The 25,564-nt window shown below is 30.1% G+C and carries 23 protein-coding genes and 1 riboswitch; of the genes, 7 read left to right on the plus strand and 16 right to left on the minus strand.

Translation table 11 applies throughout. From position 1 onward, the window contains the following. Positions 1-35: 35 nt before the first annotated feature. A complete protein-coding gene (locus tag Q0762_RS02325) occupies positions 36-1,310 on the minus strand; it encodes an O-acetylhomoserine aminocarboxypropyltransferase/cysteine synthase family protein (protein WP_298763214.1) in 1,275 nt (424 codons plus the stop codon). Between the two features lie 196 nt (positions 1,311-1,506). Beyond that, positions 1,507-1,631: riboswitch (SAM riboswitch) on the minus strand. Positions 1,632-2,094: 463 nt separating this feature from the next. Here Q0762_RS02325 and metK point away from each other — a divergent pair. Next, positions 2,095-3,351, plus strand: a complete 1,257-nt coding sequence (metK, locus tag Q0762_RS02330; protein ID WP_298763216.1) for a methionine adenosyltransferase — start codon at positions 2,095-2,097, stop codon at positions 3,349-3,351. 156 nt (positions 3,352-3,507) lie between these two features. Here the strand turns inward: metK and Q0762_RS02335 are convergent, their stop codons facing one another. After that, entirely contained in the window at positions 3,508-4,209 is a 702-nt protein-coding gene (locus Q0762_RS02335; RefSeq protein ID WP_298763218.1) for a crotonase/enoyl-CoA hydratase family protein, read from the minus strand. Between the two features lie 128 nt (positions 4,210-4,337). On the opposite strand from Q0762_RS02335, the gene Q0762_RS02340 reads away from it, so the two are divergent. Next, positions 4,338-5,645, plus strand: a complete 1,308-nt coding sequence (locus Q0762_RS02340) for a voltage-gated chloride channel family protein (RefSeq protein ID WP_298763219.1) — start codon at positions 4,338-4,340, stop codon at positions 5,643-5,645. Here Q0762_RS02340 and Q0762_RS02345 read toward each other — a convergent pair. After that, positions 5,640-6,608, minus strand: a complete 969-nt coding sequence (locus Q0762_RS02345; protein ID WP_298763221.1) for a BT_3928 family protein — start codon at positions 6,606-6,608, stop codon at positions 5,640-5,642. The two genes, Q0762_RS02340 and Q0762_RS02345, sit on opposite strands and share 6 nt — an antisense overlap. Before the next feature lie 130 nt (positions 6,609-6,738). Next, complete coding sequence (locus Q0762_RS02350; RefSeq protein WP_298763223.1) at positions 6,739-7,278, minus strand: DUF1599 domain-containing protein; 540 nt, start codon at positions 7,276-7,278, stop codon at positions 6,739-6,741. Positions 7,279-7,362: 84 nt separating this feature from the next. Between Q0762_RS02350 and Q0762_RS02355 the strand changes: the two genes are divergently transcribed. The 3 genes from Q0762_RS02355 to cdaA all read left to right on the plus strand — a co-directional run bounded on the left by Q0762_RS02355 (position 7,363) and on the right by cdaA (position 9,900). Continuing rightward, on the plus strand, positions 7,363-7,944 hold the full coding sequence (locus tag Q0762_RS02355; protein ID WP_298763224.1) for a TIGR00730 family Rossman fold protein: 582 nt from the start codon (positions 7,363-7,365) through the stop codon (positions 7,942-7,944). Position 7,945: 1 nt separating this feature from the next. Then, on the plus strand, positions 7,946-8,767 hold the full coding sequence (folP, locus tag Q0762_RS02360) for a dihydropteroate synthase (RefSeq protein WP_298763225.1): 822 nt from the start codon (positions 7,946-7,948) through the stop codon (positions 8,765-8,767). Positions 8,768-9,123: 356 nt separating this feature from the next. Next, positions 9,124-9,900 carry a diadenylate cyclase CdaA gene (gene cdaA / locus Q0762_RS02365; protein ID WP_298763226.1) on the plus strand — a complete coding sequence of 259 codons (777 nt, stop codon included), beginning with the start codon at positions 9,124-9,126 and terminating at the stop codon, positions 9,898-9,900. Positions 9,901-9,951: 51 nt separating this feature from the next. Here cdaA and Q0762_RS02370 read toward each other — a convergent pair whose 3' ends face one another. From Q0762_RS02370 to truA, 3 genes are read right to left on the minus strand one after another with little or no spacing between them, the layout of a single operon-like run. After that, entirely contained in the window at positions 9,952-10,587 is a 636-nt protein-coding gene (locus Q0762_RS02370) for a hypothetical protein (protein ID WP_298763228.1), read from the minus strand. A gap of 48 nt (positions 10,588-10,635) precedes the next feature. After that, positions 10,636-12,402 (minus strand): ABC transporter ATP-binding protein, encoded by a 1,767-nt coding sequence (locus Q0762_RS02375; protein ID WP_298763229.1) that lies wholly within the window; start codon positions 12,400-12,402, stop codon positions 10,636-10,638. Between the two features lie 3 nt (positions 12,403-12,405). Continuing rightward, a complete protein-coding gene (gene truA, locus Q0762_RS02380; protein ID WP_298763231.1) occupies positions 12,406-13,131 on the minus strand; it encodes a tRNA pseudouridine(38-40) synthase TruA in 726 nt (241 codons plus the stop codon). 62 nt (positions 13,132-13,193) lie between these two features. Between truA and Q0762_RS02385 the strand changes: the two genes are divergently transcribed. Then, on the plus strand, positions 13,194-13,691 hold the full coding sequence (locus tag Q0762_RS02385; protein WP_298763233.1) for a metallophosphoesterase family protein: 498 nt from the start codon (positions 13,194-13,196) through the stop codon (positions 13,689-13,691). Between the two features lie 4 nt (positions 13,692-13,695). Here Q0762_RS02385 and Q0762_RS02390 read toward each other — a convergent pair whose 3' ends face one another. The 4 genes from Q0762_RS02390 to Q0762_RS02405 form a co-directional block, all read right to left on the minus strand. After that, positions 13,696-15,465, minus strand: a complete 1,770-nt coding sequence (locus Q0762_RS02390; RefSeq protein ID WP_298763235.1) for an ATP-binding protein — start codon at positions 15,463-15,465, stop codon at positions 13,696-13,698. Between the two features lie 12 nt (positions 15,466-15,477). Further along, positions 15,478-16,164: a hypothetical protein gene (locus Q0762_RS02395; protein WP_298763237.1), complete on the minus strand. Its 687-nt coding sequence runs from the start codon at positions 16,162-16,164 to the stop codon at positions 15,478-15,480. A 179-nt stretch (positions 16,165-16,343) separates the two neighbouring features. After that, on the minus strand, positions 16,344-17,009 hold the full coding sequence (locus Q0762_RS02400; protein WP_298763238.1) for a response regulator transcription factor: 666 nt from the start codon (positions 17,007-17,009) through the stop codon (positions 16,344-16,346). A gap of 263 nt (positions 17,010-17,272) precedes the next feature. Next, positions 17,273-17,704 carry a DUF4293 domain-containing protein gene (locus Q0762_RS02405; RefSeq protein ID WP_298763239.1) on the minus strand — a complete coding sequence of 144 codons (432 nt, stop codon included), beginning with the start codon at positions 17,702-17,704 and terminating at the stop codon, positions 17,273-17,275. Positions 17,705-17,903: 199 nt separating this feature from the next. Here Q0762_RS02405 and rho point away from each other — a divergent pair, with 199 nt between their 5' ends. Then, positions 17,904-19,598, plus strand: coding sequence for a transcription termination factor Rho (gene rho, locus Q0762_RS02410; protein ID WP_298763240.1), 1,695 nt, complete (start codon positions 17,904-17,906; stop codon positions 19,596-19,598). A gap of 324 nt (positions 19,599-19,922) precedes the next feature. Here the strand turns inward: rho and Q0762_RS02415 are convergent, their stop codons facing one another. The 5 genes from Q0762_RS02415 to Q0762_RS02435 all read right to left on the minus strand — a co-directional run bounded on the left by Q0762_RS02415 (position 19,923) and on the right by Q0762_RS02435 (position 25,542). Beyond that, positions 19,923-22,052: a peptidylprolyl isomerase gene (locus tag Q0762_RS02415; protein ID WP_298763241.1), complete on the minus strand. Its 2,130-nt coding sequence runs from the start codon at positions 22,050-22,052 to the stop codon at positions 19,923-19,925. Positions 22,053-22,173: 121 nt separating this feature from the next. After that, the gene (locus tag Q0762_RS02420) at positions 22,174-23,439 is read right to left on the minus strand and encodes a hemolysin family protein (RefSeq protein WP_298763243.1); all 1,266 of its coding nucleotides are present in this window, start codon (positions 23,437-23,439) and stop codon (positions 22,174-22,176) included. Between the two features lie 16 nt (positions 23,440-23,455). After that, complete coding sequence (locus tag Q0762_RS02425; protein WP_298763244.1) at positions 23,456-23,650, minus strand: hypothetical protein; 195 nt, start codon at positions 23,648-23,650, stop codon at positions 23,456-23,458. A 5-nt stretch (positions 23,651-23,655) separates the two neighbouring features. Further along, positions 23,656-24,219 (minus strand): LPS export ABC transporter periplasmic protein LptC, encoded by a 564-nt coding sequence (gene lptC, locus Q0762_RS02430; protein ID WP_298763245.1) that lies wholly within the window; start codon positions 24,217-24,219, stop codon positions 23,656-23,658. 3 nt (positions 24,220-24,222) lie between these two features. After that, positions 24,223-25,542: a hypothetical protein gene (locus Q0762_RS02435; protein WP_298763248.1), complete on the minus strand. Its 1,320-nt coding sequence runs from the start codon at positions 25,540-25,542 to the stop codon at positions 24,223-24,225. Between the last annotated feature and the right edge of the window lie 22 nt (positions 25,543-25,564).

Genomic DNA, 25,564 nt, shown 5'->3' on the forward strand with positions numbered 1-25,564 from the left:
AGGTTTTAAAACCCCTTGTAATGTAAAATTATGGTTTATATTTCAGAAAAAGCTGCTTTTAAATCTGCTTTTAAATCTTCTAAATCTTCTATACCAACAGATAATCTAATTAAATCTTGAGAAACACCAGCACTTGCTTGTTCTGCTTCATCTAATTGTTGATGTGTTGTACTTGCAGGGTGAATAATTAATGATTTTGTATCTCCAATATTAGCTAGTAAAGAGAATAATTTAGTTTTATCTGCAATTGTTTTTGCCGCTTCAAAACCTCCTTTAGGTCCAAAAGTTACTATTCCACTTTGCCCTTTTGGTAAATATTTATCTGATAATGCTTTGTATTTATTACTAGCCAGACCAGGATAATTTACCCAAGCAACCTCTTCTTGTTGCTCTAACCATTCTGCCAATGCCAACGCATTTTCTGAATGTTTTTGAATTCTCACAGGCAAAGTCTCTAAACCTTGAATAATATTAAACGCGTTTGTTGGACTTAATGCGCCACCAAAATCACGTAATCCTTCTAATATTAATTTAAAAACAAAAGATGCTGCACCTAAAGTTTCGTAATATTTTAAACCATGGTAACCTGCAGATGGCTCTGTAAATTCTGGAAATTTACCGTTTGCCCAATTAAAAGTTCCTGCATCAATAATTGCACCTCCTAAAGAAGTTCCTTGACCAGCAATATATTTGGTTAAAGAATGAATAACCAAATCTGCACCATGTTTAATTGGGTTTAATAAAGATGGCGTTGCCACTGTATTGTCTACAATAAAAGGTACTTCTGCTTTTTTAGCCTGTGCAGATATTGCTTCTAAATCTAACACATCTAATTTTGGGTTTCCTAAAGATTCTACAAAAATAGCTCTTGTATTTTCTTGTACAGCTTTTCCAAAATTTTCTGGGTCAGAAGCATCTACAAACGTAGTTGTAATTCCAAATCTTGGTAAAGTAACACTTAACAAATTATAAGTTCCTCCGTACAAACTGCTTGATGCTACAATATGATCTCCAGCCTTTAAAAGCGTCATTAAACCTGTAGAAATTGCTGCAGTTCCAGATGCAAAAACTACTGCACCAATACCACCTTCTACGGCTGCCAAACGATCTTGTAAAATTTGATTTGTTGGATTGTTTAAACGCGTATAAATAAAGCCTAATTCTTTTAAAGAAAACAGGTTTGCAGCATGTTCTGAATTGTTAAAAACATAAGCTGTAGATTGGTAAATAGGTACTGCTCTAGCGCCTCCATTTGTTGTTACATCGTGTCCTGCATGCAACGCGTTGGTTGCTAATTTGTGTGTACTCATTTTTCTATTTTTTTTGAGTTAATTAAAGCTCCTGTTTTACAGGAATTCCATTTTTAAAAAGCACCAAAACTATGTATTTTGATACAATTTGAGATTAAAACAAAAGCCAAATACATCAATATTATTTTAAATTGATGGACTTACTAGAAAAATGTTATTAAGAATGTAACAATTACAAAGAATAGTAATTGTTTTTGAGTTATCTATCCAATTTCTGATAAATGAATCTGAAATTAAGTAGAATTTAGCACCTTCTTTTCCTCACAAAAAGGGTTGCTAAGGCTTCAACGGGTCTATTCCCTCTGCCTTTCTTGATAACATTTCAATAAGTTATTGAACTTTGTGTATGCAAATATAGTTATAGAAAAAATTAAAATCCAAATAAAACTTCACTTTTTTAATCTAAAAAAAAGTAACTAAAATAAACACCAAACACTTTTAAACCTGTTTGAGTTAAAGTAAAAGCTACTCTAATAATATTTAATTGATAACACCATCAGAAATAATTATAACAAAAAAATATTTGTATTTCATTTTAAAACGTAACTTTGCAATTCATTAAGAGGAAAAATTTGAACTGATTGCAACCTCTCGTGCAGAATTTGTTTCTGTACCCTTTACTATTTTTAGGATACTTCTATTTTAAGATTCTAAAACAAGTTTAGGACAAAATGCTAAAGCAGTAAGTATCTACTTCTTTTGGCGACCAACGCAATCTATTTACTTTTTTCTAGAAATTCAATTGAATAAAAATTGAAAATATTTAATATAAAAGAATAATTTTATGTCATATTTATTTACCTCAGAAAGTGTTTCTGAAGGACACCCAGACAAAGTTGCAGATCAAATCTCTGATGCTTTAATTGATAATTTTTTAGCTTTTGATAAGTCTAGTAAAGTAGCTTGTGAAACTTTAGTTACAACTGGGCAAGTAGTGTTAGCAGGTGAAGTAAAATCACGCACATATTTAGACGTTCAAAAAATTGCTAGAGACGTAATTAACAAAATTGGTTATACTAAAGGTGAATATATGTTTGACGGCAATTCTTGTGGAGTTTTGTCTGCAATACATGAGCAATCTCCAGATATTAATCAAGGTGTAGACCGTTCTTCTCCAGAAGAACAAGGTGCAGGAGACCAAGGTATGATGTTTGGTTATGCAACGGATGAAACCGAAAACTACATGCCACTAGCATTAGAACTTTCTCATAGATTGTTAATAGAATTGGCTGCATTAAGAAGAGAAAATAAAGATATTACCTACTTAAGACCAGATGCTAAATCTCAAGTAACTATTGAGTATTCTGATGATAATGTACCACAGCGAATAGATGCAATTGTAATTTCTACACAACATGACGACTTTGACAAATCTGAGAACGTAATGTTATCTAAAATTAAAAAAGATATTGTAGAAATATTAATTCCTAGAGTGGTTGCTAAATTGCCTGCACATCTTCAAAAATTATTTACAGATAGTATTACCTACCACATAAACCCAACAGGAATTTTTGTTATTGGTGGTCCTCATGGAGATACTGGTTTAACTGGTAGAAAAATTATTGTAGATACTTATGGTGGTAAAGGTGCACATGGTGGTGGTGCTTTTTCTGGAAAAGACCCAAGTAAAGTAGATAGATCTGGCGCTTACGCTACAAGACATATTGCCAAAAACTTGGTTGCTGCTGGTCTTTGTAAAGAAGTTTTAGTACAAGTTTCTTATGCTATTGGTGTTGCAAAACCAACAAGTATTAATGTAGAAACTTACGGTACAGCAAACGTGAATTTAACAGATGGAGAAATCAGTAAAAAAGTAGAAGCAATTTTTGATATGCGTCCTTACTTTATAGAACAACGTTTAAAATTAAGAACACCTATTTATTCTGAAACTGCGGCTTATGGGCATATGGGAAGAACACCAGAAGTTAAAACGGTAACATTTACAAACCCAATGGGAGAAACCGTTTCTGAAGAAGTAGAAACCTTTACTTGGGAAAAATTAGATTATGTAGATAAAATTAAAACTGCATTTTCACTATAATTTTTCGAAAATACATCTAAAAAAGCCTTTAAATATTTACTTTAAAGGCTTTTTTATGTGTATTATTTTAAATGTAAGTTAGCGTACAATTTAAAACTGAATAATCAGTTTCAAGTAGATTTCTATTGCAAATAAACTAAAAGACTCAAATATACTTTAAGAATTTACAGAAATATCACTCTCTAAATCTAATTCAATTGCATTTTCTAAATCTTGTAAATGCTGTTTTCTAACTTTAAGTTTGGTTTCTGCATGTGCTTTTTTGTTTAATTTCGAAAACATTTGTGCTACTTTAATTGCAGTGGGTAATAAATGTGTTTGCTCAACTACCAAATCCAGAAAACCAGCAGCTATAGCTTGTTCAGGATTGTAAATTTCTGAATTAATTACACTTCTGTTCAAATACACTTCACTTAAACGCGCTTTTGCAATTGCAATTCCTGCATGGTGCATGGTCATACCAATTTGCACTTCGTTAAAACCTATTTTAAAATCGCCTTTTACACCAATTCTATAATCTGCAGAAAGCAATAAAAAAGCACCTTTGGCTATTGCATGGCCAGAAGAAGCTATAATAATTGGTTGTGGAAAAGACAACATTTTTAAAGATAATTGCGAGCCTTTTGTAACCAAATCCTTTGCAGCTTGTGGTGATTTTGTCATCACTTTTAAATCGAAACCAGCAGAAAAAACACCAGATTTACCAGTAATAATTACCACCTTATTTTCTTCGGAAGCTTTATCTAAAGCAACATGCAATCCTTCAATTACTTCATGAGAAATTGCATTTACTTTTCCGTTATCTATAGTAATTATTGCATGTTTTTCTTCAGATTGATAGGTTACCAGTAAATTCATACGATCTATTTTTTTTGATTTTGCTACAAGATAAATTAAAAAACTCAAATGTCATTCTGTAGCATCAATTCCGCAGATAAAATACTGCTTTGTTTTTATTTGTTTATTTTTGTCCATCAACCCAAGTTATGGATAAAATCAAACGTTTATTTTTCGCTATCGAACAAAGCTTTTCGTTGCTTTTTCTTTTAAAATGGACGTTTATCTGCTTGCTTATTGGTGCTTTTTCAGGTAGTGCATCTGCCGTTTTTTTATGGTCTTTAGAATGGGCTACACATTATAGAGAAAACAATATTTGGATTATTTGGTTATTACCCATTGCAGGCTTTATAATTGGTTTATCTTATCATTTATATGGTAAAAGTGTTGTAAAAGGAAACAATTTAATTTTAGATGAATATCACGAACCTAAAAAAGTGATTCCTTTTAAAATGGCGCCTTTAGTATTTATAGGTACCATACTTACTCATTTATTTGGTGGTTCTGCTGGTAGAGAAGGAACTGCCGTACAAGTTGGTGCTGCAATTGCAGACCAGTTTACCAAACTTTTTAAACTTTCTAAATTTGATAGAAAACTTATTTTAATTTGCGGAATTAGCGCTGGTTTTGCTTCTGTATTTGGCACACCTTTAGCGGGTGCTATTTTTGCTTTAGAAGTATTAATTATTGGTAGCATGCGTTTTGATGCTATTATTCCTAGTTTTTTAGCCGCAGTTTTTGCCAATTACTTTTGTGATGTTTGGCAAATTTCTCATCATACACATTATAGTATTTCTGAAGTAGTACATTTAACACCTTCTGCTATTTTCTGGGCGCTATTGGCAGGTATTATTTTTGGTTTGGCAAGTATGTTATTTTCTAAATCTACGCATTTTTGGGGTAAATTATTCAAAAAACATATTTCTTATGCACCTTTAAGACCTGTAATTGGCGGAATTGTAATTGCTGTTGCTGTTTATTTTATGGGTACAACAAAATATATTGGTTTGGGTGTACCTACCATAGTAGATGCATTTAACATCAACTTAAATTCTTATGATTTTTTACTAAAAATATTGTTTACCTCTTTTACATTGGGCGCAGGTTTTAAAGGCGGCGAAGTAACACCATTATTTTTTATTGGTGCTACTTTAGGCAATGTATTAATTTGGTTTATACCCTTGCCAATGCCATTATTAGCAGGAATGGGTTTTGTAGCTGTTTTTGCAGGCGCAACCAACACACCAATTGCTTGTACTATTATGGGTATTGAATTATTTGGTATAGAGTCTGGCGTTTTTATTGCGCTGGCTTGTACAACTTCTTACCTGTTTTCTGGTCATTCTAGTATTTATACTTCCCAATTTATTGGTAGCCCAAAACATGCATTTTTTAAAGATGAAAAAGGTTTAAAACTTACAGAAATACCAGAAAAAAGAAAAAAGAAATCTTTATAATTCTACATCCTCTGCATCTACCCAATTTTTCTTTTGAGTAACTGTTCCTTTATTTAAAACCATAATTCCTGGGTTTGCACGAATCATAGTTTTTAATGTGGTTTCATCACAAAAAAGAAAATCAAACGCTAAATTGTGTTCTTTTTTTGCTGCTAATAAATCATCTGTAAAAGATGCAGAAACACCATAAACAGTATAACCTTTTGCTATGGCTTTATCTGTTATATTTTTAATCTTGGCAAAACCTTCTTTATTTGCTTTTTCTAAATTGTAAACAATTACCAACATTACCTTTTCTTTATCTAAAAGTATTGGTGCCAAGTCTTCTTGCTCGTTTTCTAGAACAAAATCATGCACTGGCGGAATAGAACCATCTGCTGGATATTGCATTCCTTCTTGCAAATTCTTGCCTATAGCATAAGCTCTAAAATCTACAATTGGCAAATGCGTTAACACATGTTGTACAATAAACAGAAAAACAAATAAAGATAAAAAGGTAATTACTTTTGGTATTTTACCGGCAAAAATTGGTTTAATTACAGCTACCTTTATTACTAACAAAAGAATTAATGCAATAAGAATTATGTTTTTATAAAAAGTTTCCCAAGGTGTTAATTTTATGGCATCTCCAAAACAACCACAATCTGTAACTTTGTTATAATACGCAGAATACCATGTTAAAAATAAGAATATTAACGTAATAAAAAACAGACTCCAAACGGTTACTTTAGGTTTGTAACCAACCAAAATCATAACTCCTAAAAGAATTTCTGCAATAATTAACAATATTGCAAAAGGTAATGCATAAGGCACTAAAAATTCCATATTTAAAACACCTTCAGAAAAGTATTCTTGAAATTTATATTGGGAACCAATTGGATCTACCAATTTTACAAAGCCCGAAAAAATAAACAAGGCACCTACTATTATTCTTGAGAGTTGTACTAGTATTTTCAAAATCATGTTTGTATTATTATTTACTTATTTGCAATGCAATATTTTTGTTTGATATTTTTAAAGTTCTTTACGTAAGCAATCAAAAACTAAAATAATTATAGCCTAAGAATTAGTAAACTTTAAACCCAAAAAAACGCTACGCCAAATGTATCATTGCAAAAACCGCATAATTAATCATATCTTGGTAATTTGCGTCAATACCTTCAGAAACAATAGTTTTTCCTTTATTGTCTTCAATTTGTTTTACGCGTAATAATTTCTGCAAAATTAAATCTGTTAAGCTAGATACACGCATATCTCTCCAAGCTTCGCCATAATCATGGTTTTTATTTAGCATTAAATCTTTGGTTATTTTAATATGCTTATCATAAAAAATAGTGGCGTCTTCAACATTTAAATCTGGGTTTTCTACTACACCTTTTTCTAGTTGAATTAAAGCCATAATGGAATAATTAATGATTCCAATAAATTCAGATTTTTCACCTTCATCTACCTTTCTAACCTCATTTTCTTGCAATTGCCTAATTCTAGTTGCCTTAATAAAAATTTGATCAGTTAAAGAAGGCAAACGTAAAATTCTCCATGCACTTCCATAATCGCTCATTTTTTTAATAAACAAACTTCTACATTCCCCTATAACAGCATCATATTGCTTTGCAGTATCTTGCTTTTTCATAAATTAAAAAAGTATTTCCCCAAAAATACTAAATACTCTAGGCTTTTCTTTTATTTTTACAAAAGAATTTTAAATACTAATCATTTGAAAAGAGTTGTTGTTTTTTGTGGGTCTAGCCTTGGTTTTAATACTATTTACAAAGAAACTGCTATTGAATTAGGTAACTATTTTGCTAAAAACAATATTGGCTTGGTTTACGGAGGTGGTAAAATAGGAATGATGGGCGCCATAGCAGATACAATTCTAGATCAAAACGGAGAAGTTATTGGTGTAATTCCTAAATTATTAGAAAAAGAAGAAGTTATACATCCTGGTGTTAAAGAAATGATAGTTTGCGACAAAATGAGCGATCGAAAAGTAATTATGAGCAAATTAATAGACGGTTACATTACACTTCCTGGAGGTTTTGGCACGTTAGATGAACTTTTTGAAGCACTTACCTTAAACCAATTACAGATAGAACAAAAACCAATTGGCTTATTAAATGTAAATGGTTTTTTTGATGCAATGCTGCAACAAATAGATAAAATGATTGATGAAGGTTACATAAAACCCATAAATAAAAAATTGCTAATTGTTGCCAATTCAGTAGAAACATTAATGCAGCAAATGCGCAACTATACAGCACCAAAAATTAGCCATGTTATAAATAAAGTTGTAAAATAAAATGACAATAAATTGTAAAGGCACACTTGTAGATTTAAGCACACCCAAAGTAATGGGTATTTTAAACATTACACCAGATTCTTTTTATGACGGTGGTAAATATAAAAACGCCTCAGACATATTAAAACAAACCGAAAAAATGCTCTCAGAAGGTGCAACATTTATAGATGTTGGCGCCTACTCTTCTAGACCAGGAGCAAAACACATTAGCCAAGAAAAAGAATTGCAAAGAATTTTGCCTGTAATTAATTTATTACTAAAAAATTTTCCTGATATTATACTTTCTGTAGATACTTTTAGAAGTAAAATTGCGCAAGAAACCGTACTTGCAGGTGCAGCAATTATTAATGATATTTCTGGTGGAAAAATGGACGAAAACATGTTTAAAACTGTTGCAAAACTGCAAGTACCTTATATTTTAATGCACATGTTAGGCACGCCACAAAACATGCAGAAAAACCCAGTTTACAAAGATGTAAACAAAGAAATTATAACGTTTTTTGCAGAACAAATCTTTAAATTACACCAACTAAAACAAAACGATATTATTATAGATATGGGCTTTGGTTTTGGCAAAACAATTGCACACAATTACGAGATTTTAAAAAACTTAGCACTATATAAAAGTTTAGACGCACCAATTTTAGCAGGTATATCTAGAAAATCTATGTTGTACAAAACCTTAGATATTTCTGCACAAGAAGCCCTAAACGCAACAACCTCTGCAAATACTATTGCGCTTTTAAACGGCGCAAATATTTTACGCGTGCACGATGTTAAAGAAGCCACAGAAGCCATAAAAATTGTAAATCAAGTATTGTAGTTTTTTTTGAAGCAAAATCGCGCTTTCCGCTATATCTTTTTGTCGTACCTCCAAAAAGGATGTCGCTTCAATCCCGGCTAGATTGGTTTGCTAGCTATTGGTATAATCAGCTGCAAAAGGCCACATCAAACTACAAATAGAAATCTTAAAAACCAATTCGTAAAGAAATCTAAAAGTATAACCTTTTTGCAAAAAAATTAATACCACAACATTTTAACCTTTCAAACATATGCAAGAAAAGGTAGGTAGAATTAAAACAAAATACATTCTTCTATTTTCAAACTCAGAAATCAATTTTTCATATTGTGCTCCCAAATAATTATTAGTACTTTAGCCTAAAATGTTACCTCATTTCCATGTTCGATTTTATTGAATTTTCTTTATTAGACGTTTTAGACATATTGTTAGTAGCAACATTACTCTATTACACCTACAAACTTTTAAAAGGAACAGTAGCCATTAATATTGTAATTGGTATTGCATTTATTTTCTTAATCTGGAAAATTACACAAGCTCTTAAAATGGAAATGTTAAGTGGTATTTTGGGTTATTTACTCTCTGGAGGTGTTATTGCGTTAATTATTGTATTTCAACAAGAAATACGTAAATTTTTATTAATGATTGGTACCACAAACTTTACCAATAAGCGTAATTTTTTAAAACAACTTAAATTTTTACAAACAGAAATTAATTCAGAAATAGATACAGAGACAATCTTAGAAGCCTGTAAAAAAATGGCTACTTCTAAAACAGGTGCTTTAATTGTTATTGAAAGAACCAATAGTTTAGATTTCTTAATTAATACTGGTGATAAAATGAATGCTCTTTTAAACGAGGCACTTTTAGAAAGTATTTTCTATAAAAACAGCCCTTTACATGATGGTGCTTTAATTATTAGAGATAATAATATTGTAGCAACCAGAGTTATTTTACCTATTTCTGATAGTACAAAAATTCCTGCAAGATTTGGTTTAAGGCATAGAGCAGCAATTGGTGTATCAGAAAAAACAGATGCAGTTTGCTTATTAGTATCTGAAGAAACTGGAGAAATTTCTTATATAAAAGACGGTGGCTTTGTGCTTTATAAAGATATTATTGAGCTTAATGAGAAATTTAAAAAAGATTTAATGTAAAAAAAGGTTCTCAAATGAGAACCTTTTAAATTATTAAAAGTGCGCTAATTATTACTTACCAGCAGCAGTCAACTTAGATTTTATCGTAGCTATTACACTATTATATTTTGTTAATTCAGCCGCATTTAAACTAGATGATAACTCTTTACCTTTTGCTAATAACTCGGCTCCTTTAGGCGCCAACTGAGATATTTTTAAGGTGTTACCTTTTGCTGCAATATAATCTTTTGCATAAGCTGCATATTCTTTTAAATTTTCTGTAACTGCAGGATTAGAAAATGTAGGTATAGTAACTCCTTCTAATTTAGAACTTACCATATCTTTTGCTCCTTCAACTGCAGTATTCGCTGCGTCTTTTGCACTATCTACTGCAGTATTTGCTGCATCCTTTACATTGTTTACAGCAGCATTTGCTGCATCTTTTGTTGCGTCTACTGCACTATTTGCTGCATCTTTTGCGCCATCTACTACAGCATTTGCTCCGTCTTTTGTTGCATCTACAACTGTTTTGGTTGCATCTTTTGCACCATCAACCACAGCATTTGCTGCATCTTTTGTTGCGTCTGCAGCTTCACCCGCTGTTTCTACTGTAGCGTCTTTTAAGTTTTTTGCCCCTTCTGTAGCTTTTTTACATGACGTAAATACTAGTGCTGAAACTACAAAAATTGATAATACTGTTTTTTTCATCTGTTAATTTGTTAATTAGTTTTTGAATAACAAATGTAACTAAAAATACTAAGAAGCTACATCTAAACTAAATTGCTTATTGTAAAGGTTTTTATAATAACCGTTTTCTTTCTCTAAAAGTACTGCATGTGTTCCTTCTTCAACAATAAGACCTTTATCCATTACAATAATTTTATCTGCTTGTTTTATAGTGGCTAATCTATGCGCAATTACAATAGAAGTTCTATCTTTTGTTATTGTTTCTGTTGCGTATTGTATCATTTGTTCTGCATGTGCATCTACAGAAGAAGTGGCCTCATCTAAAATTAAAATACTTGGTTTGCTTACATATGCTCTTAAAAAAGCAATTAATTGTCTTTGACCAGATGATAACATTGCACCACGTTCTTTTACGTTATAATGATAACCACCTGGAAGCGTCATTATAAAATCGTGAATTCCTATTTGCTTAGCTGCTTCAATTACAATTTCTTCTGTAATAGAGCTATCTTTTAAAGTAATATTATTTAAAATTGAATCTGAAAACAAGAAAACATCTTGCAAAACAATGGCAACTTGATTTCTTAACGTATCTAATTTATAATTATCTATAGCCAGATCATCTACAGAAATTGTACCGCTGTTAATTTCGTAAAAACGATTAATTAAGTTTATAATTGTTGATTTTCCTGCGCCTGTTGCACCAACAATAGCAACTGTTTGTCCACTTTTTACCTCTAAATTTATTCCTTTTAACACTTCCTCTCCTTCTACATAACTAAACCTAACATCTTTAAAACTAATATTTCCTTTTAAGTTGGTTGCTTTAATTGTTCCATTCTTAGAAATAGCACTTTCTGTATCAATAATTTTAAAAACACGCTCACCAGAAACAATACCCATTTGCAATTGGTTAAACTTATCTGCAATTTGTCTTAAAGGTCTAAATAGCATTTGTGCCATTTGTACAAATGCCATTACAGTTCCTGGACCAGGAACCTGGTTACCAATTACCTGTTTACTACCAAACCAAACAATTAAACCAATACCAATTGATGATAAAATCTCTGCAATGGGAAAGAAAATAGAAAAATACCAAATGGTTTTTACGTAAGCTTCTTTGTGCTTATTGTTTATTTCTTTAAAATTCTTGTATTCTATTTTTTCGCGATTAAATAATTGCACAATTTTCATTCCTGTAACCCTTTCTTGCACAAAACCATTTAAATTGGCTACTTGATTTCTAACTTCTTGAAAAGTAGCTTTTATAGCTTTTTGGAAAACTTTAGTCGCATACAAAAGTATTGGTAAAACAGCAACGGCAACAAAAGCCAACTTCCAATTTAAAATAAACATTACTATAATTACTGCAAACATTTGTAGCACATCACTAACAATTGTAAAAACACCAGAACTAAAAAATGCTGCTATTGTTTCTATATCGCTTACTACTCTAGTTACCAATTTACCAACAGAATTCTTATCAAAATAAGACATTCTAAATTGTAGAATATGACGAAATATTTTAGCTCTAATATCTCGTATAATATGTTGCCCAACCCAGTTTGCGTAATAAATAAAACTAAATCTAAATAAAACTTCTAATAATAAAACCCCTAGCATTAACATTACATTAAAAACTAAACCATCTAAATCTTTATTTGTAATATAAATATCTACAGTTTCTTTTAAAATTATAGGCGTTAATAGAGCCACACCTGCTAAAGTAATGGTTGAAGCTGTCGCGATAAAGAAGTTTAATTTGTACTTTTTTGCAAAACTCATTAATCGCAAAAAAATTTGCATATCAAAAGCATTTCCGGTTTTATTTGCCAAAATCTAATATTTTATTTGTGTTAAAAACAAGCCTTTTGCGGGCACAGATAAACCTGCGTTTCCTCTATTTTTACTTTCTATAATTGCTCTAAACTCTTCTACTGTAATTTTACCTAAACCAACATCTACTAAAGTGCCAACTATGGCTCTTACCATATTTCGTAAAAAACGATTTGCCGAAATATAAAAGGTTAACAAATTTCCTTCTTGTTTCCAAACTGCTTCTGTAACATCGCAATTAAAGGTATATACTTCTGTTTTTACTTTAGAAAAAGTTTGAAAATTGGTATAATCTAATAATAAGCGTGCAGCAGCATTCATTTTTTGTAGATCTAATTGTTGTGAGTGAATTTGCCATGAAAAATCTAACAAAAAAGGATTTCTACCTAACCAAATCCTATACTCATAACTTCTAGACAAGGCATTAAAACGTGCATGATATTCATCTGCTACCAAAAAAACTTTGGCCACTGTAATATCATTTGGCAAAATAGAATTCAGTTTAAAAATAACATCTCCTTTTAGTGCTTTGTTTACATTAAAATGCGCAAACATTTGTATTGCATGTACACCAGTATCTGTTCTTCCTGCACCTACCACTTCTATTTTTTCTTGCAAAATAGTACTAATAGCATAATTCATTTTTTCTTGAACAGATATTGCATCTGGTTGAATTTGCCAACCATGATAATTTTTTCCGTTATAAGATAGTTCTATAAAATACCTCAAAAATTTTGTTTTTGTAGTATTCAAAATTACGGAATTTATTTTGTTATTAGTATTTTTGAACTGTGAAGAAAATCTTATTATTATCCGACACACATAGTTATATTGATAACCAAATTTTAAAATTTGTAAAACAAGCGGATGAAGTTTGGCATGCTGGTGATATTGGCGATTTAAAAGTTACTGATGCTATAAAAAAGCTAAAACCTTTACGTTGTGTTTATGGCAATATAGATGATAAAGATGCACGGTTAGAGTTTCCTTTAGACTTAAGATTTAATGTTGAAAATATTTCGGTTTGGATAACTCATATTGGAGGCTACCCTAATAGATACAAACCTAGAATTAAAGAAGAGATAGAAAAAAAACCACCAAAACTTTTTATTTGTGGACACTCACATATTTTAAAGGTTCAATATGATAAAAAACTAAATTTATTACACCTAAATCCTGGAGCTGCAGGTAACCATGGTTTTCATAAAATAAGAACTATGTTACGCTTTGAATTACACAAGGGAGAAATAAAAAATTTAGAAATTATTGAGTTAGCAAAACGCGGGTAATATATTACCTTTCCATTACAGGAACTTGTAAAGTTATACTTGTACCTTTACCTATACTTGAGTTTATAGAAAATTCCCCTTTCATTAATAACACTCTTGATTCTATATGGCTTAAACCCAAACCAACGTTCTCTAAAGGTTTATTTTTATCGAAACCAACACCATTATCTTTAATTTTAAGATGAAGTTGATTATTGGTTTCTGTTAAATAGATAGATGCCTTTGAAGCCTTACTATGCTTTAAAATATTATTTAAGCATTCTTGTGTAATATTATACATCTTAATTTCAAAGTTTTGCTGATACCTTCTAATATTACTAATATCAGAATCTAGAGCTAAGTTTGAATTAGAATACTTACTAACCAAATCATTTATAGCCGTTTTTAGACCAAATTTTAGAAGCACAGAAGACACTAATGTGTGAGATAAATCTCTAATTTTTTTAGAAGCTTCTGTAATTATAGTTTGAGATTTTGTGATTTCAACAGGTATTTCTTTATTGAAATATTGTTTAGCTGCAATTAAATGCAGGTTGGCAGAAGAAAGTAAAGCACTTACACTGTCGTGCAAAGTTTCTGCAATTTCTTTTCTTTCTGTTTCTTTACCATCAATAGTTGCATTTAAAACTCTATCTCTAACTTCTGCTTTTAATTTTTCTAACTTTTGATTTTGCAATAAGTGCGTTTGAGAAAGTTGTAATCTTAAGTTTTTTTGTTTTAATTTATAAATATGAAGAAAATAAAGTAAAAACAAAATTATTAATAAACCTGCTGCTGCATAAATAAAAAAATTAGTTTTTTGTTTTAATCTTTTATTTTCTTCCTCTTTTTTAACTACATCAATATTGTACTTTGCATTTACTTCTTCTACGGCTCTCCTTACTTCTTTATCTCGTAAACCATTTTCTATTTCATAAGATAGTTCTTGGTAATCATAAGCTTCATATTCCTTTAAGTTTCGCATAGCCCAGGCCAAATTGTAATATAAGCCTGCTTTTACCACTACTGCTTTCTGCGAATTATCATTCTTAATAATGTCTATACCTAATAAATAGGTTTCTTTTGCTAATTCAAAATTATTTTGAGACAAATAAATACTCCCTAAATTATTAAGTGCAAGCGTTTCACTTAATTTACTATTTGTTTTTTTATTTATTTCAATAGCTTTTTTTGCATAATCAATAGCCTTCTCGTAAATAGAATCTAATTGATAAATACCCGATAAACTGGCAAATGCTATAGCTTTATACTTTAAAATTTCTTTATCAAATACATTGGTTTCTTCTACTTTCTTGTAAAAACGTTTGGCACTATCTTTTAAAGATAGCTTGTGAAAAGAATTGGCTATTCTTAAATTTAATTTTACCTCATTTTTTTTTGTAAAATTAAAATCTAAATTATTATCGGGTTTATAATTTTTTAAGCCAGCTAATGCTTCTTTATAGGTGTTTAGGGCTTTATCGTGATTATTGCTTTTGCTATAAATATCTGCAATTAAAATTTTTAAATCGAATAAATTATCGTCTGTATTCGATTTATCAAATAGTGCTAAAGCACTTTTTAAAGCCTTTGCGTAATTTTCTTTCTTATAATCTTTCTGAACCTCTTGAAATCCTTTAAAAAAAACAGAATCTCTTTTAACCAGAAAAAATGAAGAAGTTTCTAAGATAGAAACTTCTTCAATAACATATTTATTTTTAGGGGTTGCATTTAAATGAAAACAATAAAGTAATGCATAAAATATGTATAATATAGTTATTTTTCTTATTTTCAATGATCTAAAAAATTAATCTTCAACTTCTTCTCCATTACCAACTAAAATTCTTGGCTTTCTTCTCTTTATTAACTCTTTAGCTAATATAGTCTTAGCGCTAGTATCATCAGTATGGTTTATAAAGTCTATTTTTAAAACTTCACCTTCCAATTTCGTTAAATTTCTAGAGAAAGAAGTATTGGTTGATTTTCCTTTTTCTAAATGAATTTCATAAATGTTATCATCTTCATTGTAAACAAAATCTACAGTTACTTGAGGTGAAACATTAAAAGCTAAGTTAACTGAACCTTCTTGCCCGCTACTTACACTATATTCTTTTAACATTGAGTTGGATTTAGCCAAAGTAATATTATCATCTTCAATAGATATATATGGCTTTTTATCTGTGTTGGTATCAATAAAACTTACGCTTAATTTATTACCATCTATAAATAATTCTTCTGATTGTTTTTGAAACGATTCAAAATCAGATTCATATAAATGAAATTCATTTACATCTTGATTTGTAACTTTATCAACTTTAACGTTACTATTGGTTTCAAACTCTGTAGAGTAAGCTCCAGAAGCATCTCTTTTAACTTTAAAAGTTTTTAGTAATGCTGCATTTTCATTTGGAACAGTTAAAGTTTCATCATTTGAACAAGAAGATAAAGCAAATGCTGATGCAATAAACAAAGTTACTAATTTGGTAGTTTTCATAATAATTGGCATAAAAGGGTTTAAAAATTTATATATTTAAAGGGGATTTTATAATATCATGTTTTTAATTAATAGGAAAAAGCATGTACGCCGTGTTAAACTAATTTTCGGGGGTAACATTAAATTTTTAGGGGATAGATTTTACTCTAAATTTAATATTTTCGGGGGAGGCAATTAAGTTATATTAACTTATACTTAGTTGCGTACACTGCTAATCCTATTGATGTTTTTACATTTAATTTTGTTTTTAACTTTTTTCTATGTGTTTCTACTGTATGAGCACTAATATTCATTTCTTTGGCAATATCATTAGTACTAAATTCTTCAGTAATAAACCTTAAAATTTTTATTTCTGAATCTGTTAACGATTCTATTTTTTCTAATCCTATTTCTTTATCAATCTTTTTATTTAAGTCAGAGTAGTTTTTTAATAATGCACTTTTAATATTACTACTAAAATACTGCTCTCCTCTGTATACTGCTTTTATTGCTGGTAAAATATGCTCTCCTGCACAATCTTTAGAAATATAACCATACCCACCATATTTTAAGACCTCTTCTACAATTTTCACCTCGTCATAACTAGAGAGTACAATAATTTTTTGTTTTCCTCCTTTTTTATAGAAGTACCTTAAAACATCAATACCTTCTATTTCTGGCATCGTAAGATCTAAAATTAGTACATGCGCTGTATTTTTTCTTTTAGAAAACCAATCTATAACTTGTTTACCTGTTAAAGAGTAGCCTTTTACTTCTATATTCTTATCAGTATTTAAAACAGCTATTAATCCTTCGATTATTATCTTATGATCGTCTGCTATATGAACGTTTATTATTTCTTTCATGCTAACACTACAAATTTAAATTAGATTATTACATTACACAATCCCTAAATTTAGGGATATTTGCCATCCCTAAATTTAGGGATGGTAAATCGATAACTTGCTATATATCAACAACATCGACATTGATTTTTTTTTTTTTGAAATTTTAACGATTTTTCAAAAACGCGAGAAAACGGAAAATTGCTTAGATTTTGCATAAAAATAAAAAAACCGAGATTAAATCTCGGTTTTCTTTCGCACTAAATATAACTAAGATGTTAGTATTATCGTAATCTATCTGCAGATTTTACAAGATCTTCATCCTTTTTAATAGCTTTATTTGCCAAAACAATAAGCAAAACCGCTATAATTGGTATAAACATCCCAATACCTTTCTCCGAAATAATAATTTCTCCAGGTAAAGTTAGAGATACATAAATCAATAATCCTAATAAAATAAGGTTTATCAAAATTGCTAAACGACCTATAACAAATTGTAACTTTCTATTATTAAATAAAAAAATAGCTACAAAAGCTAAAATCGCAGAAATTATAAACAAAACAGGAATTACTTTAAGACTTAATACATTACTATATAACAAGTCTATTGCAAAAACGTTTTTTTTTACAGAATCCCATAAATCGAAAACAAAAATTAAACCTCCAGAAATTGCAGAAGCAAATAATAAATAGAGTGTTTGTATTCTCTGTATCATCTATAATATCTTATAAAACAAAAGTACTATATTCTTTTTTAAAAAGAAAAGGAACAACTAAAAAAAAATGCATATATTTGTTACATATTAAAACCGCACATTAATTGTTTGTAGTACTATACAGACAATAACAAATCAAAAAAAACATAAGAATCTTTATAATACTTAAGATTTATACTTATAACTTAACACCTAAAGAATGTTCGAAATTTCTGAACTAAAGGCAAAAAATCTTGCTGAACTTCAAACTATTGCAAAAAGCATAGGGCTTACTAAAACGAGCCAATTAAAAAAATTAGATTTAGTGTATCAAATTTTAGATACACAAGCTGCAAACCCAACCAAAGCCAAAGTAGAACCTTCTGCAAAGAAAGAAACAAAGGCAAAAGAAGAAAAACCTAAAAGAAAGCGTGTTGTTAAAAAAGCACAGCCTGCAAAAGAGGAAACAAAAGCAGCAGAAATTAAAGATACTAAAGATGTTTCAGCAAAAGAGAAACCAGTAACTGCTGCACCTGCAAAAAAAGCTCCCGTTAAAAAAGAAGTCAAAAAACAGGTAGTTGAAGAGGTTATTAAAGAGGAAGTTGTTGCAAAAACAGAACAACCCGCTAAAAAAACAACCAATCAACCAAACAAACCGGTTCATAAAAATCAACAAAACAATTCTCAACAAAACAATTCTCAGCAAAACAATAAAAACGCTAAGAATAGCCAAAATAGAGACAAAAACAACACCAATAGAAACAAAAGCAATAATAGATATAGAGACCCAGATTTTGAGTTTGATGGTATTATAGAAAGTGAAGGTGTATTAGAAATGATGCCAGATGGTTATGGTTTTTTACGTTCTTCAGATTACAATTACCTATCTTCTCCAGATGATATTTATGTTTCTCAATCTCAAATTAAATTATTTGGTTTAAAAACAGGAGATACTGTAAGAGGTAACGTAAGACCACCTAAAGAAGGTGAAAAATATTTCCCCTTAATTAGAGTTTCTAAAATTAATGGTTTAAACCCAAATATTGTAAGAGATAGAGTTTCTTTTGAACATTTAACACCGTTATTTCCTCAAGAAAAATTCAACTTAGCAGAAAAAGGAAGTTCTTTATCTACAAGAATAATCGATATATTTTCTCCTATAGGAAAAGGGCAACGTGGTATGATTGTAGCACAACCTAAAACAGGTAAAACCATGTTATTAAAAGATGTGGCCAAGGCCATAGCTTACAATCATCCAGAAGTTTACCAAATAGTACTTTTAATTGATGAAAGACCAGAAGAAGTTACAGACATGCAAAGAAGTGTGCGTGGAGAAGTTGTAGCCTCTACTTTTGATGAACCTGCAGACAAACATGTACGCGTTGCAAATATTGTTTTAGAAAAAGCAAAACGTTTGGTAGAGTGTGGGCATGATGTAGTAATACTTTTAGATTCTATTACACGTTTGGCTAGAGCTTACAATACAGTTGCACCAGCATCTGGTAAAATACTTTCTGGTGGTATAGATGCAAATGCATTACACAAACCAAAACGTTTCTTTGGTGCCGCAAGAAATATAGAAAATGGTGGTTCTTTAACCATTATTGCCACTGCACTTACAGAAACTGGCTCTAAAATGGACGAAGTAATTTTTGAAGAGTTTAAAGGAACTGGTAATATGGAACTTCAATTAGATAGAAACATTTCTAACAGAAGAATATACCCTGCTATAGATTTAATTAAATCTTCTACCAGAAGAGACGATTTATTGCTAGATGAAAAAACAGTACAAAGAATGTGGGTTTTACGCAAATATTTAGCAGACATGAACCCTATTGAAGCAATGGAATTTATTAATGAAAGAATTAAATTCTCTAAAAATAATGATGAATTTTTAATTTCTATGAACGGATAAAATTCTAATTATTTAAAACAATACACAAACCTTTTTGAGCAATCGAAAAGGTTTTTTATTTGGAGCTATTTCACGCTTTCCATTATATCTTTTTATACGGTTCCCTTAATTAAAATACTTCTTAAGAGAAACGCTAATTTAATTTTAAAAGAAGACAACGAAACAAATTTGGTATAAAAAGGATGCCATTGCAATCGTGGCTAAGCATATTTGCCATTTCTATTTTTTTACTAAGCACAAATTACACTTTTAAAAAAAATAAGCCAACAAAAAAACCGTTTAACAAAGTTAAACGGTTTTTTAATATTCTTAAACTTATAGTTTCTAATTAGAAACGTACATTATAGCTCTGTTATCTTCTATATCAGAAGCATTTTTAATAGCATCGTAAATCTTAAAAGTTTGACTTTTTCTAGATTGTGCTATCGTTTTTCTCTTGCTTTCATAATTTGGTAAAGCCGTTGGTAATTCTCTTTTATTTACTTTAAAAGAAAATACTCCTTTAGCACCTTCAACCTGTGTATATACCTTGTTTAAAGCTGCATTATACATAGCACCAACAATTTTTGGTTCTAAACCAACACCAGAAATAGAAGGACTTTTCAATTTAACTGCATTTGCACTTCTTACATTTGTATTGTTTGCCTTTGCAATTGTTGCCAAATCGCTACCTGCCAACTTATCTTTAATTAAAGCAGCCTTTTGTTTATTAACCAAAATAGGTCTCACCTTATTAATTGCTTTTTCTACTGGCATTAAACCTTTTTTCGTTTTATCTGTTACTACAGCAACTACATAACTTCCTTCTAAATCAAAACGTTTAAAGTCTCCTATTTCTATATCATTACCAAAAGCCCAAGAAACTATTTGTCTTTGGTTACCAACTCCTGGTACGTTTTCATCTAAAACCTTTAAACCTACTGCAGGTTGTAAATTATAATTATTCTCTTTTGCCACCGCTTTATAGTCTGATTCTTTAGATACTGCTAAAGCAAATTGTTCTGCTTTTTGAAAAACTGCATTTTCTGTAGCTTCAGATGGTGTAATTTTTCTTGCAAATGTTGCTAACTTTAAAACATTTTGCATGTTTTTTTGATCCTCTATTTTTATAATATGAAAACCAAACGGAGATTGTACAACATCTATATCTCCTTTTTTATTTGTAAAAGAATAATCTCTAAAAGCAGGCGTCATGGTTCTATAAGTAAACCAATCTAAATCGCCACCTTTTGCTCCTGAACCAGTATCTGAAGAAAATTCTTTTGCTAAATCTGCAAATTTACTTCGACTTCTTTTTACAACAGTTAACAAACTATCTGCTAGTTTTTTTGCTTCTGCTTCTGTTCTTGTAACTTCTGGAGCAACTCTCTGAGAACCTACAAACGGAATTAAGATATGGCTAGCTTTTACAGAATCTGGCATTTGCGTAATTGCTGTAATTTTAGATACCTTAAAAAATCCGTTATCTTTATAAGGTCCAAAAACATCACCTTCCTTTCCTGCAAAGATTTCTTTTGCCACAGTTTGGTTTATATCTGTACTAAATTTAAAATTTTCATCTAAATTTAAATCAGAACCATTACTGTTTAAAAATTCTTTATAATCTTGGGTATTTTTTAAACCTACAACCGTTTGTTTATTTCTATCTAAAGAATCTTCAATTAAGCTTGCAACTTCTTGCTTAATAGCAGCTTCATCTTCTTCAGTTGCTTTAATATCAAACTTTACGTAAGAAATATCTCTAGTTGCTTCTGTTTGAAACTCACTTGAATTCTCTTTAATATAAGCAGCAACATCAGATTTTTTAATTTTAACCAAACTATCTGCAACAGTAGAATAAGGTACATATACAAACTGGGCGTTTAACTTTGTATTTTCTACCATATACTCCATTTCGCCTTCTTTTAAAGAAGCGCCTAAACCAGCAGTAACCAATTTATTATATACATTAGTTTCTGTATTGTCTTTAATTTGGTTCATGTAATTGGTCCAAGCATCCCAAAGTTGCTTTTGGCTTTCATCTTCTTTAGTAGTTGCTAAAAAAGTTTTAAAGATCCCTTCATCAAATAAGCCTGCTTCATTTTGAAATTGAGGACTGTTTTGAACAGATGGTGCATTTACCAACTCGTTCCAAACATCATTTTCTCCAACAGAAATTCCAGCTTCATTTAATTGGTTTTGGTATATTTTTTTTCTAATTAAATTATCCCAAACTGTTTTAGCTGCTTGCATTTCAGAAACTCTACCACCTGTTTGTTGCTTATACGCCTCTAAAGCGTTTACAAACTCTTGTCTAGAAATAGATTCTCCATTTACCTCTCCCACTTCATTTACCTTACTAGAGTTAAAAAAATCTCCTAGTGTAGATGGGTCTAATACAAATGCAAAAAGTGCTAAACCAATTATTATAATTAAGAACAACGAGCGTTCTCTAATTTTTGATAAAATTGCCATACGTTTTATTTTTTATTCAGTGGGCGAATATACGATTTGGGTTTTAATATTGCAACCCATTTTTAGTAAATAATAAGAAGAATTCTAGCTTTTTAAACCAATTTGTTTTCATGCAAACAAGTTAGTCTTCTGACTGGGTAATTTTTAGACTTACATCATCTATTTTAGCTGTACTTGTTTTTAAAATTCTTATTTTAAAACCAGCTATATCTAGCAATTCATTCTCTTCAGGAATATTTTCTGTGTACTGTATTATAAAGCCTCCTAAAGTCTCATAAGCTTCAGATTTTGGTATATTTAAACCATATTCTTCGTTTAAATAATCTACTTCTAATCTTGCAGAAAAATGAAATGTAAATTCGTTTATTTTTTCTTCTAAAAATTCTTGAGAGTCGTGTTCGTCTTCAATTTCACCAAACAATTCCTCTACAATATCTTCTACAGTAATCATTCCAGAGGTTCCACCATACTCATCAACAACAATGGCAACACTTTTTCTTTTTTTCATAAGGATATTTAAAATATCATTAATCATCATAGATTCTGGCACAATTTCTATTGGCAAAAGTATAGATTTTATAGTTTTTGGTTTTTTAAACAACTCAAATGCGCTTACGTAACCCACAACATCATCTAAAGAAGTTTTGTATACCAACACTTTAGACAAACCAGTTTCTATAAAAATCTTTTTTAAAATGCTTACTTTTTCATGAATTTCAACAGCAATTATTTCTGTTCTAGGCACCATAACTTCCCTTGCTTTTACATTATGAAATTCTAATGCGTTTTGAAACATTTGAATTTCAGAATCTACTTCTTCATCTTCATTACCCGTTTCTAATTGCTCTGTAATGTAATTTCCCAATTCTTCTTTACTAAAAGCTACTTGTTGCTCATCTGAATTGGTTTTAAAAAAAACTCGTAGAAAAAAATCTGAAATTAACGTAATAAATTCTGAGAAAAAGTGAAATAATACATAAAAAACGTATGCTGGTAAAGCAAATATTTTTAAAACTTCATTTGCATAAATTCTAAAAATAGCTTTTGGTAAAAACTCTGCGGTTACTAAAATAAGCAGTGTAGAAATTAAAGTTTGCAGCAGCAATACAGAAAAGTCATTTAAATTTTCTAATGATAAAAAACGCAACAAAAATTTGCCCATATAGTAACTATAAACTACCAAAGCAATATTATTACCCACTAACATTGTGGTAATAAATTTTGAGGATTTTTGAGTGATTTTATTTAGAATTTTAGGAATAAAACCGTCTCTTTTTTTCTCTAATTCTATATGTAATTTATTAGAAGATACAAATGCAATTTCCATCCCTGAAAAAAAAGCAGAAAGGATAATTGAACCAATAATTATTGCAAATTCTAATTCCATGTTAAAAACATTGTTCTTATTGTTGTCTTTCTTGTATGCGTTTTCTAAAACGTCTTTTTACCAAAAACAAAATAATTACCAAAACAGCTGTACCTAACAAAATACTGCCGGTTACATAGTTTTTTTCTATCAATTTAATTACACCTTCTACGAGACATATAATGGCAATAATTAAATATCCGTATTGAAAAAATCTCCAAAGTTTGTTCATATTTTCTATTTTTTAACGTCTAGTTTTCCGGTTGTGTTTTTAGCAATATGCCTTGATAAATCTTCTTTACACTCAAAACCAACGCCTACTAAGGTGTCTTGTTGTTTAAATAATGTAAATGGTTTTTCTGATACAAAATATTTACTTTTCTGATCCCAAAAAAGTTGGGTTGTTTCTAATCTAGAGTTATTTACGTGATTAACCACAACTACATTTCCCTTAATTTCTGATATTTCTGTATTTGAATATGTAAGTGCATAATTACCTGTTATGGTAACTGAATCTCTTTGTTTATTGGAAAAATTAATAATTTTTATTCCCTCAGGAAATTCATTATAAGGGTGTTGTTTTCTGTTGGAAAAATCTAATAATACTGGCGTAATTAATTTAGATGTAATTCTACCAGAATCTTTATAAACGTGATAGGCATCTTTTGCTGTGCCAATTGGCAAGTTTTTTTCTTCTAGAAAATTACGCACTTCTTGAGAACTATTGGCACAAGAAAAAAGCATTACTGTAACACAAATTACAGTAATGCTTCTAATTAATATTTGTTTATGTTTTATCACAAATTATTTAGATGGTATGGTTACAGTTTCGCCTATCCAACATTTTATAGTATATCTACCTCCTGGTGTTGCACCAGCTGTAAAAATTACACTTTGGCTTGGAGCATTACCTTTGTAACTTCTAATGTATTTATTTGCTCTAGAAGAAATACTAGGATCTACTACTGCTGCTCTTCTTGCTTTATTTAAAGCAGCTACATACACCATTCTTTTCTCAAACTCATTAGTACCACAACTATTTACACTTGCTGCGTATAAACTCGCAATAAATAAGTAAGCTCTACCAGAGTTTGGGTTAAAGCTTAATGCTTCTCTTGCTAAACTTCTTGCTTTAGACAACTGCCCTCTATCTTTAGCGGCTTGTGCAAATTTTAATTTATACTTTGCTTTTTTAAGTGGATCTGTTTCCAAATCAAAAGATTTTTGTCTCATTTGATTTGCTCCTGCAGTGTCTCCATTATCTTCTAAAACATTTGCTAAGAAAGCATAAGCTTCTGGAGATGGTGATGCTTCTGCATAAGCTTTTGCTAATTTTGCATACAAAGGATCTGACTGACACCCTTTATTAAACATTCTAGAAACTGCTCTTTTTAACCAAACAGCATTAGAGTTATTTGCATCAAAATCTCTTGTGTATAAAGGTACAAGTCTTTCACATGTAGATAATTTTTCTACAATTCTATCTAAACCACCTTCTACTTGCCCTAAAGCTCTAGAATTTATAGAATAACTTTTAATTTTCTTTTTGTTGGCTACAGAATCTTTTTTAAGATCTACTAACCTTGCAGCATAACCTTCTAATTTTTTGTTTACATTTTCTAATACATCATCATAAGTATCAAAGACTTTTTGTGGGTTTGTATCTTTATTTCTATCGGTTACGCCCTGAAAGTATAAATACAAATTCTTTACGCCCATTCTTGTAGCATCTGTATTGTAACCTTTTTCTAAAATTAAAAAGATCTCATCTTCAGTAGCTAATTTATTTTTATACAAGTATGAAGCATAATCACTATGTGCTTTTGCAGGATCTACTTTTGGGAAATACTGTAATCTTTGCTCATAAACTCTTTTTGCTAAGGCAGGATCTTTTCTAACGTCTTCTGCAAGAGTAGCACCTAATTTATAAATATTTACAGATAAATCTTTACAATTATCCATTAAAAAGATCCAATTTGTGTAAGCATCATCGTACTTTTTAGATTGAAAATCTCCTTTAAATAAGTTGTACTTTATCGTACACTCTCTCTCCATATCCTGAGCATTTGTTTCTACCATTGTAAAAAACAACAATGCTGTAAATAAAAACGTAATTTTCTTCATTTTAAAAATTTTATGTGTTGTG

Source organism: uncultured Polaribacter sp., from assembly GCF_947495205.1.
GTDB lineage: Bacteria > Bacteroidota > Bacteroidia > Flavobacteriales > Flavobacteriaceae > Polaribacter.

Excerpts from the sequence above, each read along its gene's own strand:
- Q0762_RS02340 (WP_298763219.1), top strand. The coding sequence starts at position 4,338 with ATGGATAAAATCAAACGTTTATTTTTCGCTATCGAACAAAGCTTTTCG.
- Q0762_RS02395 (WP_298763237.1), bottom strand. The coding sequence starts at position 16,164 with ATGAAAACTACCAAATTAGTAACTTTGTTTATTGCATCAGCATTTGCT.
- Q0762_RS02400 (WP_298763238.1), bottom strand. The coding sequence starts at position 17,009 with ATGAAAGAAATAATAAACGTTCATATAGCAGACGATCATAAGATAATA.
- Q0762_RS02435 (WP_298763248.1), bottom strand. The coding sequence starts at position 25,542 with ATGAAGAAAATTACGTTTTTATTTACAGCATTGTTGTTTTTTACAATG.
- Q0762_RS02415 (WP_298763241.1), bottom strand. The coding sequence starts at position 22,052 with ATGGCAATTTTATCAAAAATTAGAGAACGCTCGTTGTTCTTAATTATA.
- Q0762_RS02325 (WP_298763214.1), bottom strand. The coding sequence starts at position 1,310 with ATGAGTACACACAAATTAGCAACCAACGCGTTGCATGCAGGACACGAT.
- Q0762_RS02335 (WP_298763218.1), bottom strand. The coding sequence starts at position 4,209 with ATGAATTTACTGGTAACCTATCAATCTGAAGAAAAACATGCAATAATT.
- cdaA (WP_298763226.1), top strand. The coding sequence starts at position 9,124 with ATGTTCGATTTTATTGAATTTTCTTTATTAGACGTTTTAGACATATTG.
- metK (WP_298763216.1), top strand. The coding sequence starts at position 2,095 with ATGTCATATTTATTTACCTCAGAAAGTGTTTCTGAAGGACACCCAGAC.
- folP (WP_298763225.1), top strand. The coding sequence starts at position 7,946 with ATGACAATAAATTGTAAAGGCACACTTGTAGATTTAAGCACACCCAAA.
- Q0762_RS02345 (WP_298763221.1), bottom strand. The coding sequence starts at position 6,608 with ATGATTTTGAAAATACTAGTACAACTCTCAAGAATAATAGTAGGTGCC.
- Q0762_RS02405 (WP_298763239.1), bottom strand. The coding sequence starts at position 17,704 with ATGATACAGAGAATACAAACACTCTATTTATTATTTGCTTCTGCAATT.
- rho (WP_298763240.1), top strand. The coding sequence starts at position 17,904 with ATGTTCGAAATTTCTGAACTAAAGGCAAAAAATCTTGCTGAACTTCAA.
- Q0762_RS02425 (WP_298763244.1), bottom strand. The coding sequence starts at position 23,650 with ATGAACAAACTTTGGAGATTTTTTCAATACGGATATTTAATTATTGCC.
- Q0762_RS02350 (WP_298763223.1), bottom strand. The coding sequence starts at position 7,278 with ATGAAAAAGCAAGATACTGCAAAGCAATATGATGCTGTTATAGGGGAA.
- Q0762_RS02370 (WP_298763228.1), bottom strand. The coding sequence starts at position 10,587 with ATGAAAAAAACAGTATTATCAATTTTTGTAGTTTCAGCACTAGTATTT.
- Q0762_RS02420 (WP_298763243.1), bottom strand. The coding sequence starts at position 23,439 with ATGGAATTAGAATTTGCAATAATTATTGGTTCAATTATCCTTTCTGCT.